Source organism: Agreia sp. (genome assembly GCF_964263775.1).
Classification (GTDB): Bacteria; Actinomycetota; Actinomycetes; order Actinomycetales; family Microbacteriaceae; genus Agreia.
In genome coordinates this window covers 1-16,173 of record NZ_CAXVWM010000134.1, presented here as the reverse complement: position 1 = coordinate 16,173, position 16,173 = coordinate 1, and the positions used below count along the sequence as shown (strand labels likewise).

At 67.0% G+C, this 16,173-nt stretch carries 18 protein-coding genes; 11 read left to right on the top strand and 7 right to left on the bottom strand.

Going from position 1 to position 16,173, the window contains the following annotated elements; translation table 11 throughout:
* Nucleotides 1-130: 130 nt before the first annotated feature.
* From ACE5CZ_RS10645 to ACE5CZ_RS10635, 3 genes are read right to left on the bottom strand one after another with little or no spacing between them, the layout of a single operon-like run.
* Nucleotides 131-628 (bottom strand): AAA family ATPase, encoded by a 498-nt coding sequence (locus ACE5CZ_RS10645; protein ID WP_374947305.1) that lies wholly within the window; start codon nt 626-628, stop codon nt 131-133.
* A 33-nt stretch (nt 629-661) separates the two neighbouring features.
* Nucleotides 662-1,507, bottom strand: a complete 846-nt coding sequence (locus tag ACE5CZ_RS10640; RefSeq protein ID WP_374947304.1) for a fumarylacetoacetate hydrolase family protein — start codon at nt 1,505-1,507, stop codon at nt 662-664.
* A 36-nt stretch (nt 1,508-1,543) separates the two neighbouring features.
* A complete protein-coding gene (locus ACE5CZ_RS10635) occupies nt 1,544-2,161 on the bottom strand; it encodes a VOC family protein (RefSeq protein WP_374947303.1) in 618 nt (205 codons plus the stop codon).
* A 156-nt stretch (nt 2,162-2,317) separates the two neighbouring features.
* On the opposite strand from ACE5CZ_RS10635, the gene ACE5CZ_RS10630 reads away from it, so the two are divergent.
* Nucleotides 2,318-2,755 carry a hypothetical protein gene (locus tag ACE5CZ_RS10630; RefSeq protein WP_374947302.1) on the top strand — a complete coding sequence of 146 codons (438 nt, stop codon included), beginning with the start codon at nt 2,318-2,320 and terminating at the stop codon, nt 2,753-2,755.
* A 49-nt stretch (nt 2,756-2,804) separates the two neighbouring features.
* Complete coding sequence (locus ACE5CZ_RS10625) at nt 2,805-3,701, top strand: alpha/beta hydrolase (RefSeq protein WP_374947301.1); 897 nt, start codon at nt 2,805-2,807, stop codon at nt 3,699-3,701.
* Between the two features lie 50 nt (nt 3,702-3,751).
* Here the strand turns inward: ACE5CZ_RS10625 and ACE5CZ_RS10620 are convergent, their stop codons facing one another.
* Nucleotides 3,752-6,109, bottom strand: coding sequence for a pyruvate dehydrogenase (locus ACE5CZ_RS10620; protein ID WP_374947300.1), 2,358 nt, complete (start codon nt 6,107-6,109; stop codon nt 3,752-3,754).
* A 103-nt stretch (nt 6,110-6,212) separates the two neighbouring features.
* Here ACE5CZ_RS10620 and ACE5CZ_RS10615 point away from each other — a divergent pair, with 103 nt between their 5' ends.
* Entirely contained in the window at nt 6,213-6,698 is a 486-nt protein-coding gene (locus ACE5CZ_RS10615) for an Lrp/AsnC family transcriptional regulator (protein ID WP_374947299.1), read from the top strand.
* On the opposite strand, the gene ACE5CZ_RS10610 is transcribed toward ACE5CZ_RS10615, so the two are convergent.
* Nucleotides 6,667-7,320, bottom strand: coding sequence for a GntR family transcriptional regulator (locus ACE5CZ_RS10610; protein ID WP_374947298.1), 654 nt, complete (start codon nt 7,318-7,320; stop codon nt 6,667-6,669). The two genes, ACE5CZ_RS10615 and ACE5CZ_RS10610, sit on opposite strands and share 32 nt — an antisense overlap.
* A gap of 202 nt (nt 7,321-7,522) precedes the next feature.
* Here ACE5CZ_RS10610 and ACE5CZ_RS10605 point away from each other — a divergent pair, with 202 nt between their 5' ends.
* The 4 genes from ACE5CZ_RS10605 (at nt 7,523) to ACE5CZ_RS10590 (ending at nt 11,990) form a co-directional block, all read left to right on the top strand.
* The gene (locus ACE5CZ_RS10605; protein ID WP_374947297.1) at nt 7,523-8,662 is read left to right on the top strand and encodes an amidohydrolase family protein; all 1,140 of its coding nucleotides are present in this window, start codon (nt 7,523-7,525) and stop codon (nt 8,660-8,662) included.
* Between the two features lie 90 nt (nt 8,663-8,752).
* Entirely contained in the window at nt 8,753-9,493 is a 741-nt protein-coding gene (locus tag ACE5CZ_RS10600) for a response regulator transcription factor (RefSeq protein WP_374947296.1), read from the top strand.
* A 28-nt stretch (nt 9,494-9,521) separates the two neighbouring features.
* On the top strand, nt 9,522-11,009 hold the full coding sequence (locus ACE5CZ_RS10595; RefSeq protein ID WP_374947295.1) for a sensor histidine kinase: 1,488 nt from the start codon (nt 9,522-9,524) through the stop codon (nt 11,007-11,009).
* A 42-nt stretch (nt 11,010-11,051) separates the two neighbouring features.
* Nucleotides 11,052-11,990 (top strand): biopolymer transporter Tol, encoded by a 939-nt coding sequence (locus tag ACE5CZ_RS10590; RefSeq protein WP_374947294.1) that lies wholly within the window; start codon nt 11,052-11,054, stop codon nt 11,988-11,990.
* On the opposite strand, the gene ACE5CZ_RS10585 is transcribed toward ACE5CZ_RS10590, so the two are convergent.
* Nucleotides 11,927-12,280: a DUF4190 domain-containing protein gene (locus ACE5CZ_RS10585; RefSeq protein WP_374947293.1), complete on the bottom strand. Its 354-nt coding sequence runs from the start codon at nt 12,278-12,280 to the stop codon at nt 11,927-11,929. The two genes, ACE5CZ_RS10590 and ACE5CZ_RS10585, sit on opposite strands and share 64 nt — an antisense overlap.
* Before the next feature lie 324 nt (nt 12,281-12,604).
* On the opposite strand from ACE5CZ_RS10585, the gene rplJ reads away from it, so the two are divergent.
* The 3 genes from rplJ (at nt 12,605) to ACE5CZ_RS10570 (ending at nt 14,361) form a co-directional block, all read left to right on the top strand.
* On the top strand, nt 12,605-13,117 hold the full coding sequence (gene rplJ, locus ACE5CZ_RS10580) for a 50S ribosomal protein L10 (RefSeq protein WP_374947292.1): 513 nt from the start codon (nt 12,605-12,607) through the stop codon (nt 13,115-13,117).
* A 60-nt stretch (nt 13,118-13,177) separates the two neighbouring features.
* On the top strand, nt 13,178-13,561 hold the full coding sequence (gene rplL / locus ACE5CZ_RS10575) for a 50S ribosomal protein L7/L12 (protein ID WP_374947291.1): 384 nt from the start codon (nt 13,178-13,180) through the stop codon (nt 13,559-13,561).
* 122 nt (nt 13,562-13,683) lie between these two features.
* Nucleotides 13,684-14,361 carry a hypothetical protein gene (locus ACE5CZ_RS10570; RefSeq protein WP_374947290.1) on the top strand — a complete coding sequence of 226 codons (678 nt, stop codon included), beginning with the start codon at nt 13,684-13,686 and terminating at the stop codon, nt 14,359-14,361.
* A gap of 19 nt (nt 14,362-14,380) precedes the next feature.
* On the opposite strand, the gene ACE5CZ_RS10565 is transcribed toward ACE5CZ_RS10570, so the two are convergent.
* On the bottom strand, nt 14,381-15,409 hold the full coding sequence (locus ACE5CZ_RS10565) for a LacI family DNA-binding transcriptional regulator (RefSeq protein WP_374947289.1): 1,029 nt from the start codon (nt 15,407-15,409) through the stop codon (nt 14,381-14,383).
* Between the two features lie 307 nt (nt 15,410-15,716).
* Here ACE5CZ_RS10565 and ACE5CZ_RS10560 point away from each other — a divergent pair.
* Nucleotides 15,717-16,173 (top strand): extracellular solute-binding protein (locus ACE5CZ_RS10560; RefSeq protein WP_374947288.1); only part of this gene is annotated, 457 nt, incomplete at its 3' end.

Genomic DNA, 16,173 nt, shown 5'->3' with positions numbered 1-16,173 from the left:
CCACCATGGCCAGCGAGGCGGCGCTGCCCGTCGGCGGGGTGAAAGACAGCGGATGGGGCCGTTCCGGACACTACGCGGTGGAGGACTTCACCGAGGTGCGTCTGACGACGATGAGCAGCGAGCCCGGTCGCTACCCCTTCTGATCGGCCGGGCGGACCATCTCGAGCGGTCCCTCCTCGGGCGTGGGCGGCTCGAACCTCCCAAAGTATTCAGTCGCCGTCTGCTCGGTGAGCGGCCAATCGTCGGCCCACCTGCCGTGTCGGTCGCCGACCCGGCTCAGTATGGTCTCCAGACTCGTCGCGACGTACACGGTCACGGGCACGATGCCCAGGGGTGCCACCAGTGCGCGGAACTCGTCGCGTTGTCGCCGGAACCAGAATCCGAAGTCGAGCACGACATCGTTGCCCTCCGCGACCTGGCGAAGCATACGCTGCCGCAAGTCGGCGGCCACCTCGGCGACCACGTCGGCGGAGGGCACAGTCGAGATTCCGCGTTCCCAGAACTCCACCTCGAACGACAGGCGCGTCCAGCCCTCGCGCTCCAGGCGCCGGGCGTAGGTGGTCTTTCCTGCACCGCCTGGCCCGCACATCATCGCGACGCGGGGTCCTCGGCTCTGGTCCACTTTCACCGGGCCGAGGTTACGCCCCGCCACCGAGCCTCGTCAGACGAGCCGGTTGCGGAGTTCGCCGACACCCTCGATGCGGGTGATGAGCGTCTGCCCGCGGCGGAGGTAGACCGGGGGTTTCTTGCCGAGGCCCACGCCGGAGGGCGTGCCTGTGAAAATGAGGTCGCCGGGGTAGAGCGTGAGTGTCTGCGACAGGCGTGAGATCAGATCGGGCACGGTGAAGATCAGGTCGTCGGTGTTGCCGTCTTGCACGCCGGCCTCGCTTCCGTCGGTCTCGACGAGCGTCTGCACCCGGATGGAGTCGGCGTCGGCAAACTCGTCGGCAGTCACGACGACCGGACCGATCGGCGAGAAGTTCGGGAACGACTTCGCCAGGTTGAACTGCGGCGCCGGCCCACGACTCTGCACCGCGCGGTCGCTGACATCTTGGCCGGCCGTCAGCCCGGCCACGTGGCTCCAGGCCTCGGCCGCCGAGATGCGGTGCGCCTCGCGGCCGATGACGACCACCAGCTCGACCTCGTAGTCGATGGTGTCGCTCGGCAATTCGATGTCGACGCGGGGCCCACCGATGCTGCTGGGGAACTTGGTAAAGACGACCGGATGCTCCGGGATGGCGAATCCGCTCTCTTCGGCGTGTTCGCGGTAATTGAGTCCGATGGCGAAGATCTGCCGTGGCCGAGGAGTCGGAGCGCCGAGGTCGTCGTCGCTGTAGGCGACGGCCGCGCCGGCATCGGCCGCCGTCGCCCACGCGACGAACTCATCCCACCGCTCGTAGACGGCCTGGGGATCGGATGAGAATTCGCCGCCGCTCGCGGTCTCGACATCGAGCGCGCGGCCGTCGGCCACGATCGACAGGCGTCCGGACAGGTTGGCGATTCTCATGGGTTCCCTTACAGCGGTGTCGACAGAGACGGGCGTTCAGTACAGTTCGGGCAAGAAGATGTCGGTCGGAATGTTCTCGGGGGTGTACTCGCCCGCGCGGGTGCGCCGGTGGATCTCCGCGAAATCCAGGCCCTCAGCGCGAGCCTGCACGAGCTTCTCGGGATCGAACCAGGAGCCGATCGGGTTCTCGGCGAACTCGAGGGCGGAGGAGATCCACTGTTTCGAGTCCTCCCAGTTTCCGAAGCAGTCCACCTGGATCTCGACGCCGTTGCCATCGGGATCTTGGTAGTAGACCGACATCGTGATGCCGTGGTCGAGCCACAAAAAGGGCAGGATGCCCTGGTCGCGCAGGCGGATGTAGTTGTCGAGCCACTGGTCGAAGGTGTTGTACTCGAACGCCGTGTGGTGCACGCCCGTGCTGTGGGACTTGTCGACGGGGTGCTTCAGTCCGGGAGGCGAGAGGAAGGCGATGCGGTGGTTCGCTTCGTCGTTGGTGAGCCACGCGGCCTGGTCGCCGTGGAACGCGGGGTAGAGGCCCACGGCGTTCTCGTACCAGGCCACCATCTCGTCGAGGCGGAGGGTGGTGAAGGTCGTGTGATGGAGTTTCGGCGCAACGATCGGACGGGAGGTTGCTCGATTGGTGACGGTTGACATCTTTGTCTCCTGCGGGTCATCGGTTAGGGCGTCATCACGGGCAGACGCTGTATCGCCCCAGTGTGCACGAAGAGAACCCAGGAGCCGAGCTCTTGTGCCAATGGATGGAAGCGTGCAACGATAGCCGATATAGCATAGCGAATAGCGAGTCCATCGATGATCCCATTCCTGTCCGAGGCCGATTGCCTGATCTGCGCCTCAGAGACCGCCCCCGACGACGCCGTGATCTTTCGCGACGACCTGTGGGCGTGCGAGGTCACGCCCGGCTACGAGGCGCCCGGCTGGCTGATTCTGCGCGCTCGAGACCATGTCGTGGGCTGGAACGGCTTGAGCAATGAGCGCTTGGACACGTTCGCCCACCAGGCGAAGCGGGTGATCGCCGCGGTCACGACCGTCACGGGGTCGGCCGCGACCTACCTCATGACCTTCGGGGAGTCCTATCCTCATTTTCACGTACTCATCGTGCCTCGGGGTGAAGACGTGCCCCCCGAGCATCGCTCCGCCAACATCCTGCAGCTGCGACAGCAACTGCTCGACCGTGACGCGGCGCTCGCACTCGTGCCTCTCATCAGAGACGCCTACCAATCCGCCTGACAGACGAACCGCCACCCACCCACCCAGCCAGACAATCAATGGAGATGAAATGGTCACAGGTACACCCGCCCACCCGATCACCCGCCCCGCACCCGAGAACGGTGCCGATCTCGGCGTCGCCATCTCCGGCGTTCAGAACCGCACTGCAGCCGAGGGAGGCGGGAATCGAGGCCCACTCGTGATCGCCCTGCACGGCGGCACCTATTCGTCGGCCTACTTCGACATTCCAGGCCACTCGCTTCTCGAGCGTGCCGACGAGCAGGGCATCCCGGTCATCGCACTCGATCGTCCGGCCTACGGCGCGAGCACGATGCTCGAGCCCTCGGACTCGATAATCGCGAGCAACGCGCTCGTTGTGAGCGACGTGATCGGCCGCATCTGGGAGGAGTGGTCCGACCGGGCATCCGGTATCGTGATCATCGCCCACTCCATCGGAGGCGCGATCGCGACCGACATCGCTGCGAACCGGCCGTCGTGGCCTCTTCTCGGAATCGCGGTCTCAGGCTGTCTGCTCGACGTTCCACCGGAATCGGCCAAGGCCTGGCAGGAGTTGCCCGACATTCCTCTGATCGATCTGCCCACGCAGGTGAAAGACAGCGTGATGTTCGGGCCGGAGGGCAGCTACGACAGCGAGATGCCGGCCGCGAGCCATCCGTCGAACACCCCCGTTCCCCGCGCCGAGCTCATCGACATCACCTCGACCTGGATCGAGCGCGTGCGCGAGGTCGCGTCGCGGGTCGCCGTTCCCGTGCACAGCCGCCAGGCGGAGTTCGACGCCCTGTGGATCACGGATGCCCAGCAGGTCGCCGACTTCGCCGCGGCCTTCGTGAACTCGCCCCGGGTCGACGCCGCGCTCGTGCCTGGCAGCGGGCACTGCATCGACTTCCACACCGCGGGCGCAGGGTTCCAGGCGGAGCAACTCGCCTTCGTGAAGTCGCTGGCCTGATCCGCCACGTTCTCGGCCTGATCGGCGCTCGCGGGAGCGCCGACTGAATTTCAGGCGGTGACGTCGAGGGCCGCTCGCACGATCGAGTCGGTGTCGATGCCGTGATAGCTGTACACGGCGTCGACATCGCCGGCCTGCCCGAAGCGGCTCACCCCCAGGTGCCGACTCGGCACCCGGTTGATGCCCGCCAGAAAGGCGAGCGTGTGCGGGTGTCCGTCGAGAACGGTCACCATAGGCGCCGAGCGCTCGGCGGGAAACACCTGGTCGAGAATCCACGACGCGGCGTCACCCTGCCCATCGCGGGCCTGGGCGGCTTCGAACAGCAGCCCGGGGCTCGTCACGCAGATCACCTCGGTGGCGACACCCTGCACGGAGAGCCGCTCCGCAGCGTCGAGAGTTTCGGGAACCATCGCGCCCATGGTGACGAGGCTCACCCGGGGCGTCTCGACGCCCCGGATCAGGTAGGCGCCTGCCACGACCTGTCGCCGCCGGCGCTCGCGGGCTGCGGGGTCGTCGGGCACTCCGGCGAGCTTCTGGTCGACGAGCTTCGTCGAGAGCCGGAGGTACGCCGATTTGCCGCCCGGCCGTCCGAGCTGTCCCATCGCCGCCAGCAGCGTCCACTCGACATCCACCACGAAGGCGGGCTCGTAGCTGATGCACTCGGGTTGCTCCAGGCCGATCGACGGGGTCGTGATCGACTGGTGGGCGCCGCCCTCGGGTGCGAGGGTGACTCCCGAGGGGGTGCCGACGAGTATGGACTGGCCGCCCGCGTACATGCCGAACGACCACGGCTCGAGGGCACGTTCGACGAACGGGTCGTAGATGGTGCCGATCGGAAAGAGCGTCTCGCCCCAGCGGCTCCACGTCGCTCCGAGCTCGCCGAGCACACCCACGAGGTTGACCTCGGCGATGCCGAGTTCGATGTGCTGACCGGATGGCCGCTGGCGCCAGTGCATGAGCGTCTCGGCGTCGTCATCGAACCAGTCGCGCCGCTCCTCGGTCGACCAGACGCCCACCTTGTTGATCCACCCCGCCAGATTCGTGCTCGAGCTCACATCGGGGCTCACCGTGACGACGCGGCGCGCCGCATCCGGAGCCGCCCGGGTGAGGTCGAGGAGTGCCCGGCCCACGGCGGCCTGCGTGGTGGCCACCCCCGTGGGCGTTCGGCCGAGGTCGGTCGGCACGACGGGCGGCCGGGCGGCCGGGATCTCGCGACGCACCAGGCGGGCGGCGGCCTCGTCGCACAACCGGCCGGCGTCGGTGCCGAGGCCGAAGCGCGACCAGGGTGCAGACGCGCGTTCACCGGACTGCTCGGCGAAGGCGTCGTACTGCTCTATCGAGAGCAGTGACGAATGGTTCTGCGGGTGCCCTTCGATGGGCAGGCCGTAGCCCTTGATGGTGTACGCGATGATGACGGTGGGCCGTGAGTCGTCGATCTCGGCATAGGCCTGGCGGAGTGCCGCGAGATCGTGGCCGCCGAGATTGCGGATGGCCGCCAGCAGGGTGTGATCGTCGATACCGTCGCAGAGCGCGGCGATGGCTGCTGCGTCGTCGCCTGCACCGGGGAGGCGGGTGTGCAGCTCCGCGCCGGAGCAGCGGAGAAGGCGCTGGTACTCGGCGTTGGGCATGTCGACGATCCTGCGGCGCAGGGCGTCGCCGCCCGGCCGGTTCATCAGCGACTCCAACAGTCGGCCGAAGCGCACGGTCAGCACCTGCCATCCCGCGGCGTCGAAGAGTTTCTCGATCTTGCCCGCCGAGATGTTCGGAACCACGCGATCCAGCGACTGCCGGTTCAGGTCGATGATCCACACGATCTCGCCGAGGTCCTGCACCGACGAGTCGAGCACAGCCTCCCAGATGGCACCCTCGTCGAGCTCGGCGTCACCGAGCAGAGAATACTGGCGGCCGCGGTCGGGAACTCCGGTGAGGGTCTCGGTGTAGCGGCGGGCGATCGCACCCCAGATGGGAGCGGTGGCGCCGATGCCCACGGAACCCGTCGAGTAGTCGGCGGCATCCGGATCTTTCGACCGACTCGGGTAGCTCTGCAGCCCGCCGAACTCGCGCAACGTGGTGAGGTAGTTCTCGTCGAGCGTGCCGAGCAGGTAGTTGATGGCGTGCAGCACGGGCGAGGCGTGGGGCTTCACCGATACACGGTCGTCGGCCGTGAGCTGCTCGAACCAGAGCGAGGTCATGATCGTGGCGAGCGAGGCGCTCGAGGCTTGGTGCCCGCCGACCTTCATGCCGGAGACGTTCGGCCGCACCCGGTTGGCGTGGTGCACGATCGAGGTCGCGAGCCAGAGCACGCGCCTTTCGATGTCGCGGAGTGCGCTGTCGGTATCTGCGGCGAAGACGTCGTCGTCGTGCGCCGGGATCGCGGGGGAGGGGGCCGCGAGAGGAATGGTGGTCATGCGCTCATTGCAGCACCCGACTCAGTTTCTGCGCAATATGGCGGTGTTGAATTGAGCATAATGATCATCGCGGCCCCGCGGGGGAGCGAGAGAGGTGAGCACAATGACATGGTCCCGACCGGCCGACGACATCGATGCGGCGTTGCTGAGGGCCCTCGCCGACACTCCGGATGCCACCAACCTGGCGTTGGCGGAGACGACGGGCCTGGCCCGCAACACCGTGCGCGCACGGCTCGCGCGCTACGAGAGCGAGCGCTCACTGCGCTCGTTCGAACGGCGCATCGACCCCGCCTTCCTCGGCTACCCGTTGGAGGCCTTCGTGTTCACCACGGTGAAACAGCGCCGGCTGGCCCTGATCTCCGTCGATCTCGAGGCCGTACCGGAGGTGCTCCAGGTGCACGGCATCTCGGGCGTCGGCGACCTTCTCGCGCACGTGGTGGCGAAAGACGCCGACGATCTCTATCGAATCGCCGGCCTCATCCTCGCCATCGAGGGCGTCAAGCGTACGGTGACCTCGCTGGTCATGGGCGACTTCGTCACGTATCGCATAGCCCAGCTCATCGGGGGCCGGCCGAACTTGCCGGCCTGATGCGGGCCAGGGCATCGATTCGAAGACGAATTTCGTCTTCGTTGAACGTGAAGTGCTGGATGAGGAGGTCGCGCATACGGGTCGCATCGCCGTCGAGCGCCGACTGCAGCAGCAGCGCGTGCGAGTCGTAGCGCCGCCGCCGTTCCGCCTCGTCGATCGGCGTCGGATCGAACACGAGATGCGTGTAGCGTTCGGCCGCAGTCCAGAGCAGATTCAGGATGCGCAGGTCCCAGTCTGATGCCGCCGGCAGAACGAGACCCTCGTGAAAGTCATGGTGACCCTTCCAGGCAACCTCGGGATCGTCGTCGCGGCTGAGTTCGAGCCACTCCTTCAGGCGCGCGAAGCCCTCCGGCGTCTGCACAGCGACCGAATCCGCCGCGAGTTGCGGTTCGATCGTGAGTCGGAGCCGGTAGATCGATTCCATGTCGTCGGTCGTCAGCGACGCGACTGTGGCACTCTGGGCCTGCTTCAGAATGATGAGCCCCTGCGACTCGAGCCGGCGCAGGGCCTCCCGGATCGGGATGTGGCTGACGCCGAGCTGGCGCGTGAGTTCACGAATGGAGAATTGTTCGCCGGGCGGGAGAGCGCCGGTCAGAACGGCGCGACGGATCTCGGCGGTCACGAGGTCGACGGTGGAGATCGATTGACCGCTCACCGAACGTACGGCGGGTTCTGGTGGCAACGCTGATCCCGCCTTTCGTGTGTGGTTCGCTCATGATTCCACATCAGGCGTTCCGCATTGCGTCACCCTGATGACCTGTGTGACGATAGCTGATATAGCACGGCACTGCACCGATGCCGTTCGACGACGTGGATGTCCGATCATGACCGCCCTACGACGACCGACGAGCACGGCGATCACGAATGTGCGGGTCTTCCGCGACGGCCTCATGAGCGAGCCGACGACCGTGGTCGTCGAAAACGGCCTGATCGCCGAGCGCACGATCGCGAATGCCGACGATGAGCGAGTGGATGCATCCGGCGAATATCTGCTGCCGGGCTTTATCGACACTCATGCGCATGTGAGCGCGGAATCGCACCTGCGCGATTGCGCACGCTGGGGCGTCACCACCGTGCTCGACATGGCCGCGAGACACTTCGACGCCACGATGGCGCTCAAGAAGCTCGACGGCGCCACCAGTCTGTTCACGGCGGGGAGACCGGCCAGCGGCCCCGATTCGATGTTCGTGACGAAGATGGGTTTCGACCCGTCGACGGCGCTCGCTCGGCCGGAAGAGGCAGCGAGATTCATCGCCGATCGCGTCAGCGACGGCTCCGACTTCATCAAGATCATGGTCGAAGACCCGCACGTCCCTGGCGCCAAGCCGCTCGCTCCCGAGGTCATCGCCGCAGTCGTCGTCGAAGCGCACAAGGCCGGGCTGCTCACGATCGCGCACGTCGTCAGCGCCGACACGCTGCGCACCGCCGTGCGCGCAGGGCTCGACATCGTCACGCACGCCGCTCTGACGAGCGAACTCGGGGCGGAGTTCGAACAGGAACTCGCCGAGCGCGGCACCGTCATCATCCCCACCCTCGCGATGATGCAGGGGGTCGTGAAGAACATCGGAGGCAAGCCGATGTTCCGCGTGCTGTCGATCGTGGTCAAAGACCTGCGGATGCGTTACTCGTTCGCCGAGGCGACCGTGCGCTCATTCGTACGGGCGGGCAACGTGGTGCTGGTGGGCACCGATTCGAACGACGAGACCGGCACCCCCGCGCAGCCGCCGCACGGAGAGTCGTTGCACGACGAACTCGAACGGCTGGTCGCCGCGGGACTGTCGCCGGCCGACGCCCTGCACGGCGCCGGCGAGTTCGCGGCCCGCGTCTTCCGGCTCGCCGACCGCGGGGCCGTCCGGCCCGGGCTGCGGGCAGATCTCGTGCTCGTCGGCGGCGACCCGACGACGACGATCTCGGCGACCAGGGACATCCGGGCCGTGTGGATCGCGGGGGAGCGCACAACCTGACCGGAGCGGTTCGCGAGGGTGCTGGCGCCGCACAGGCGATCGCAGCCACGCTCATAGGACCCTCATAGGAATCTCGTCGATACTCTTCTTGTGACCGAGAACTCCGCTTCCGCCTCCAGGCCCAAGATCACCCGGGCCGACGGCTCTCCCGTGCGCGCCCTCGTCGTCGACGACGAGGCCACGCTCACAGACCTGCTGCAGATGGCCCTGCGCTACGAGGGATGGGACATCAAGACCGCCGGCGACGGACAGACCGCGCTGCGCATCGCCCGCGAATTCGCGCCCGACGTCATCGTGCTCGACATCATGCTTCCCGACCTCGACGGCCTTGCCGTGCTGCAGCGACTGCGCGCAGACGGGCAGGAGACCCCGGTGCTGTTCCTCACGGCGAAGGATGCGCTCGACGACCGCATCGCCGGTCTCACGGCGGGCGGCGACGACTACGTGACCAAGCCGTTCAGCCTCGAAGAACTGGTGGCGCGCCTGCGCGGGCTCATCCGGCGTTCGACGCTCACGCTCACCGATGCCTTCGACCCCGAGGTCGCGATCGGAGACCTCGTGCTCAACGAAGACAGCCACGAGGTGCATCGCGGCGGCGAGCCGATCGAACTCACGGCCACTGAGTTCGAACTCCTCAGATTTCTCATGCGCAACCCGCGCCGGGTGCTGTCGAAGGCGCAGATCCTCGACCGGGTCTGGAGCTACGACTTCGGCGGGCGCTCCAGCGTGGTCGAGATCTACATCTCGTACCTGCGGAAGAAGGTGGATGCCGGGCGCCCGCAGATGATCCACACAGTGCGCGGCGCGGGCTACATCCTCAAGTCGGCCTGAGCGCCGACGGCCTGCACCCGTGCGATCCATGACCCTGCGCAACCGGCTCATCCTGAGCGTTCTCGCCCTCATCGCCCTCGTCGGGCTCATCATCGGAGTGGTCTCGTCGCTCGCTCTGAACGGCTTCCTCCTCGGCCGACTCGACTCCCAGCTGCAGACGGCCACGAACAGGTCGCTCATGTCGATCGACCGGCCGCCACCCGAATCCGGCTCGGGGTCGAGCGGCAGCACAGATCCGACGTTCGTGGGCGGGCCGGGCCAGGCCGCGGGAACGCTCGGCGGATTCACGCGCTCGGGCGTCGTCGACCGGGCCGCGATCGTCGACTCCGCGGGGGTCGTGCAGCAGCTCTCGGCCGAGCAGCTCGAGATCCTGTCGTCGCTGGTCGTCACCGACGACCCGCAGACGGTGAGCCTCGGCGGCTCGCTCGGCGACTACCGGGTGGCGTTCGATCTCTCGCCCGCGGGCGACGGAATCGTCGTGGGGCTTCCGCTCTCCGACGTCACGGCCACGGTCACGCGGCTGGTGATCGTGACCGTTCTCGTGACCGTCGGCGGCCTCGTCGTGGCCGCTCTGCTCGGAACCGTGCTCATCCGACTCGCCCTGCGGCCCCTCGACCGTGTGGTCGCGACCGCGACCCGGGTCACCCGGCTTCAGCTCGACCGCGGCGACGTGGCGCTCGCCGAGCGGGTTGCGGATGCCGACACCGACCCGCGCACCGAGGTCGGCAGGGTGGGCGCCTCGCTCAACAAGCTGCTCCTTCACGTGGCCTCGGCCCTGTCGTCGCGGCAGGCGAGCGAGAACAAGGTGCGCCGGTTCGTGGCCGACGCCAGCCACGAGCTCAGAACGCCCCTCGCCTCGATCCGCGGCTATGCGGAGCTGACCCGACGCGGCGACTTCGAGCTGCCCGTGCCCGCCGACGTCGCCCATTCGCTCGGCCGCATCGAGTCCGAGGCGACGCGCATGACCGGCCTCGTCGAAGACCTGCTGCTGCTCGCCCGGCTCGACGAGGGGCCGTCGCTCGAAAAGGCGTCGGTCGACCTCACCCGCATTCTCGTGGATGCCGTCAGCGATGCCCACGTCGCCGCCCCCGACCACGAGTGGGTGCTCGACCTGCCCGAGGAGCCGCTCGAGGTGCCCGGAGACGGGCCGCGGCTCTATCAGGTCGTGTCGAATCTGCTCGCGAACGCCCGGGTGCACACGCCCGCGGGCACCGAAGTGACGGTGGCGCTCGCGTCGGGCGTCGACGCATCCGGGGCGCCGAGCGCGATCATCACGGTCTCCGACGACGGCCCGGGCATCGATCCCGTGTTGGTCGACACCCTGTTCGAACGCTTCGTGCGCGGCGACGTCTCGCGGTTTCGCCGGGCCGGCTCGACCTCGACCGGCCTCGGCCTCGCGATCGTCGAGGCGGTCGTGGATGCGCATGGCGGCAGCGTCGAGGTCAGCTCGCGCCCGGGAGACACGGCGTTCCGCATCGTGCTGCCGATGCGGGAGGCGGCGACTCGAGTCGACTGAGCCGTCAGCCGACCAGGTCGTCGGCCCGCCAGAATGGAGGGCATGACCTTCCTGACGCTCCGTGCAGGCCAGCGCGCCGAGGTGCGCATCTTCGACGTCGACACGGGTTCGGCGACCGTGGCCTTCAGCTCGTCCACGCGTCTCGTCGAGGCGCCGAACTGGCACCCCGGCGGAGACTGGCTCGTCTTGAACGTCGACGGTGGTCTCGTGCGCCTGCTCGCCGACGGCCCCGCAGAGCTCGAGCAGATCGAGGTGCCGGCGCCGCTCGTCGTGAACAACGACCACGTGATCTCGCCAGACGGCTCGACGCTGCTGGTCACCGCCCGCGACGGGCACCTCTACAGCATCCCGTGGGCGGGCGGGCCGGCGCAGAGGATCACGCGGCCGTCCGACCCGGCGCTGCGCTTCAAATACTACCTGCACGGGGTGTCGCCAGACGGTCTGACGCTGGCCGCCGTCGGGGGCGGGCTCGACGCATCCGGCCAGTGGGTGACCAACGTCTATACGCTGCCGGTGGCAGGCGGCGCGCACACGCAACTCACGAATGACGCGTTCGCCGACGACGGGGCGGAGTTCTCGGCCGACGGCGAGTGGATCTGGTTCAATTCCGAGCGTGCGCGTGAATACCCGGGCCACGCGCAGCTGTTCCGCATGCGCGTCGACGGCTCTGGGCTGGAGCGCGTGACGCACGACGATCGGGTGAACTGGTTCCCGCATCCGTCGCCCGATGGCCGGCACGTGCTCTACCTGAGCTATCCGGCGGGAACGACGGGCCATCCGCCGAACCTCGAGGTCGAGCTGAAGCTCATCGATCTCGAGACGGGCACGACCACGACGATCGATGCGTTCGTGGGCGGACAGGGCACGACGAACGTGCCCGGGTGGTCTCCGGATGGCCGCCGTGTCGCCTACGTCGTCTATCGGATGACGAGGGCTCCGAAAATCAGTGCAGCGAAGAAGAACATCGCGGCGAGCACGTAGCCCGCGAGGCCGATGTAGCCGAGGATCAGGCCCGCCATCGTGATGCCGCGCCCTTCCTCGCCGGTGCGCTTGATCTGACTGAGGGCGATGTGGCCGGTGATCACGGGGATGATCGCGAATCCCAGCACGCCCAGCACCAGGGTGACGACGCCCAGCACATTGGTCGGGCGCACCGACGGGTATGCGCCCTGCGGGGTGGGGGCAGCGGCGTTCCGAGCCGGCTCGATGACGGCCGTCGCGGTGTTGTCGGGGGAGTCGGGAGCGTTCGGGGTGAGTGTCGAAGTTGTCATGTTCCAACGCTACGAAGACGCCCCCCGGCAGGCATCCGACCGGGGGCGTGTTCTCGTAGTACCGGGGCATGATCCGGTGACGCTGTTGCGTCGCCTCCACGCATGACGTACAGTGAGCGAAGCCAAAGACCGCCGGTTATCGCCGTGCCCGCATTCGAATTCGTTCGAGCGCAGACGCTGCGATCGAAGGTTCACGTCCGTGAAGACCTGCGCAGGAATACGTCAGTAACGCACACTCGTGTGCATTCGCTCCGGCCTCCTGCGCCGGAGCTTTTTTTGTGGGGTGAACCGGGGGCTACCGGCATTGAAACCACAAGGAGCGCCATGGCGAACAAGGAAGCCTCGGTTGCCGAGCTCACGGAACTTTTCCAGAGCTCGACCGCCGTTCTGCTGACCGAGTACCGCGGTCTCACGGTCGCCCAGCTGAAGACGCTGCGCGGCAACCTTCGTGAGAACGCAAGCTACGCCGTGGTAAAGAACACGCTGACCAAGATTGCGGCCAACAACGCCGGCATCTCGTCGTTCGACGACGAACTCGCCGGCCCGTCCGCCATCGCATTCGTTCACGGTGACCCTGTCGCCGTTGCGAAGTCCCTGCGCGACTTTGCCAAGGCAAACCCTCTTCTCGTCGTGAAGGGCGGTTACTTCGACGGTAACCCCCTCACCGCCGAAGAGGTCTCGAAGCTCGCCGACCTCGAATCCCGGGAGGTGCTGCTTGCGAAGCTCGCAGGCGCCTTCAAGGCCTCGCTGTTCGGTGCCGCATACCTCTTCAACGCACCGCTGTCGAAGGCCGTTCGCACGGTCGATGCGCTGCGCGAGAAGCAGTCAAGTAACTAATTCCGTTTCACAAGTTCGTACCCTGAGCTTGTCGAAGGGGAAAATCACAAGGAGAAAATCATGGCAAAGCTGTCAACTGCAGAGCTGCTCGACGCGTTCAAGGAGCTCACGCTCATCGAACTGAGCGAGTTCGTCAAGGCGTTCGAGGAGACCTTCGAGGTCACCGCCGCTGCCCCCGTCGCGGTCGCCGCGGCCGGTGGCGCTGCCGCCGTTGCCGACGAGGTCGAGGAGCAGACGGCGTTCGACGTCGTCCTCGAGTCCGCCGGTGAAAAGAAGATCCAGGTCATCAAGGAGGTGCGCGCCCTCACGAGCCTCGGTCTCGGCGAGGCGAAGGCGGTCGTCGACAGTGCACCCAAGGCCGTCCTCGAGGGCGTCACCAAGGAAGCTGCCGAGAAGGCCAAGGCTCAGCTCGAAGAGGCCGGCGCAACCGTCACCCTCAAGTAGTTCCGCGCTCCGGTTCTCGGAGCACAGTACTGCAGAAGAAGGCTCCCGCACTCCGGTGCGGGGGCCTTCTGTATTCCCAGTGACGCTGTGTACCCTGAATATCCCCGAGGGAAGGAATCGTCATGGCCGCCGTCTACGGTGACGTTCCCCGACGAGTGCACGACGCTCCGCCCGCGCGCGATCGAATGCCCCGTGCGGGTCTTCGCGCATCCGGTGCCCGTATCGTCGGCACGGCCAAGGCTGCGGCCCCACCGGTCGCGCGCGGAGCCGCGCAGCTCGGGGTACTGGCCGCCCAGCTCATCGCGACCGGTGCCACGCTCACCGTCGCAGCGTTTCTTCTGCTGGTGACCGCGGGCTATGCCGACGACGGGGTCGGTGCACTGCTGCTGTGCATTGTCGCGGCGGTCGTGCTGGCGTCGATCTCCACCGTATTCGTGATCGTCGTCGGCGTTCCGCTGCGGATCAGCCGTCACCTGCGGTTCTGGTGGATCCGCAACGGGGAGCTCGCCCTCGTCGGTGCCGTGATCGGCGCCGCGCTTCTCGTCGCATCCGCGCTTCTCGGCGACGGCGCAGCCCCGAGCGGCTGGCTTCTCGTACCCGGATGGCTGCTGCTCGCCTTCTCGGTCGCCCACAGCTGGTGGCCGAATCGCTGGCGCCCCGAACGCCTGCGCGTGAAAAGCCCTGAGCCCGGCGTGCCCACGACCGGGGCTGCGAGGGGCGATCGCATGCGCCGGGCGCGCGTGTCGTTCGACGAGTTCCTCGCCTCATCGGGCCGAGCGTTCCGAGGAGAACGCGACTAGAGCGCGACGGGCGTGGGGCTCAACGCGGGGGCCCCGGGCGCGGTGCCGACGTACTCGAGCGCATCATGAGCTGGGCGGGCACGATCGTGTGGATGTTCGCGGGAGCCCAGCCGGAGTTCTCGAGCTGGCGGATCACGAGGTCGACCGCCTGTTCGCCCTGTTTCGCCGGCTCCTGGGCGATGGACGTGAGCCCGAACAGGTCGGCGAGCGGGTGATTGTCGATGCCGATCACCGAAAGGTCGTCGGGAACGGAGATGCCGAGCTCGCGAGCGGCCAGGATCACGCCGATGGCGACCTCATCGGCCGCGGCGAAGATGGCGGTGGGCCGTCGGCGAGGATCGCCGAGGATCTGCTTGCCCACCGCGTATCCGCCCTGGATGTCGAAGCGCGTCGCGACGTAGGACTCGTCTCTGAACGGGAGCCCCGCGGCCGCGAGGGCGTCCATGAACCCCTGCAGGCGCTTGGAATGCACGTGGAAGTCCATCTGCTCGGAAGAGTCGCCGCCCACGTGCATGATGTTCCTGTGCCCCAGGGCGATCAGGTGCTCGGTCGCGAATCGTGCCGCCGCGATGTCGTCGATGCTCAGCGTGGGGATGCCGACGAGAGGTCCGCCGATGCCGGCGATGGGCTTGCCGAGGGCGATCAGCGAGGTCGCCTCCTCGGGCGAGATCTCGAGGGTGACGGCGATGATCGCGTCGACGCGCTTGCGAACGAGAAAGTACTCGAAGACCCGGCTGCGGGCCTCGGTGTTCTTCGTGAGGTTGTAGAGCATCAGGTCGTAGCCGCGGTCGATGAGTGCGCGCTCGACGCCCTCGATGATGCTGCCGAAGAACCACTGGTTGATCACCGGGATGATGACGCCCACATTGTTGGTGCGGCCGGTGACGAGGCTCGACGCGTTCGATGACACCACATAGCCGAGCTCGCTGGCAGCGGTTTCCACGCGCATCCGCGTGAGGCTCGACACGTACCCCCGCCCGCTCAGGGCGCGCGACACGGTTGCCTTCGACACCCCCGCTCGAAGCGCGACGTCTTCGATGCCTGACATTGCCTCGGCCGACCTCCTCGTCTGCAATCGCTTCCAGAATCGTAGCGTGCCCGTCACATTCCCGAGCCCAACGATAGCGGCGCACCCCGGATCGCCCCGAACTCTGAGAGCGCTCTCGGTATCCAATCGTTACGGGATTTCTTCGTCACGCCCACGAGGTTGTGATTTATTGGGACTCATGGAAAGGTTTTCCTACCTGCCCTCCTCGCGGCCTGTTCGCGCGGTGGGGCCGTCCTAGTCCGGTCACTCAACCGGCAGGCAGATCGACCGTCCTGACGATCTGCTCTCGACTCAATGAGGAGGAGAAATGCGGGTTTCCCTGCATCGCCGTATCACAGCACCCATCGCCATCGCGGCCATCTTCGGAATCGCCCTCGTCGGCTGCGCCGAAGACAGCGGCAGCGATTCCGGTTCGACCGAGGGCCAGACCGTCAAGATCTCCGGTGGCATCACCGGCACCGAGGCCGACGCACTCAACAAGACCTTCGAGAAGTTCACTAAAGACACCGGCATCACGGTCGAGTACACGGGTGACAAGAGCTTCGAGGGCAACATCGTGACGAAGGTCACCGGTGGTTCAGCCCCCGACATCGCGATCGTTCCGCAGCCGGGTCTTCTGAAGACCCTGGTCGAGACCGGAGAGGTTCAGGAGGCGGGCGAAGAGACCGCCGCCAACGTCGACAAGAACTGGTCGCCCGACTGGAAGAAGTACGGCACCATCGACGACACGTTCTACGCTGCACCGATGCTCGCGAGCATCAAGG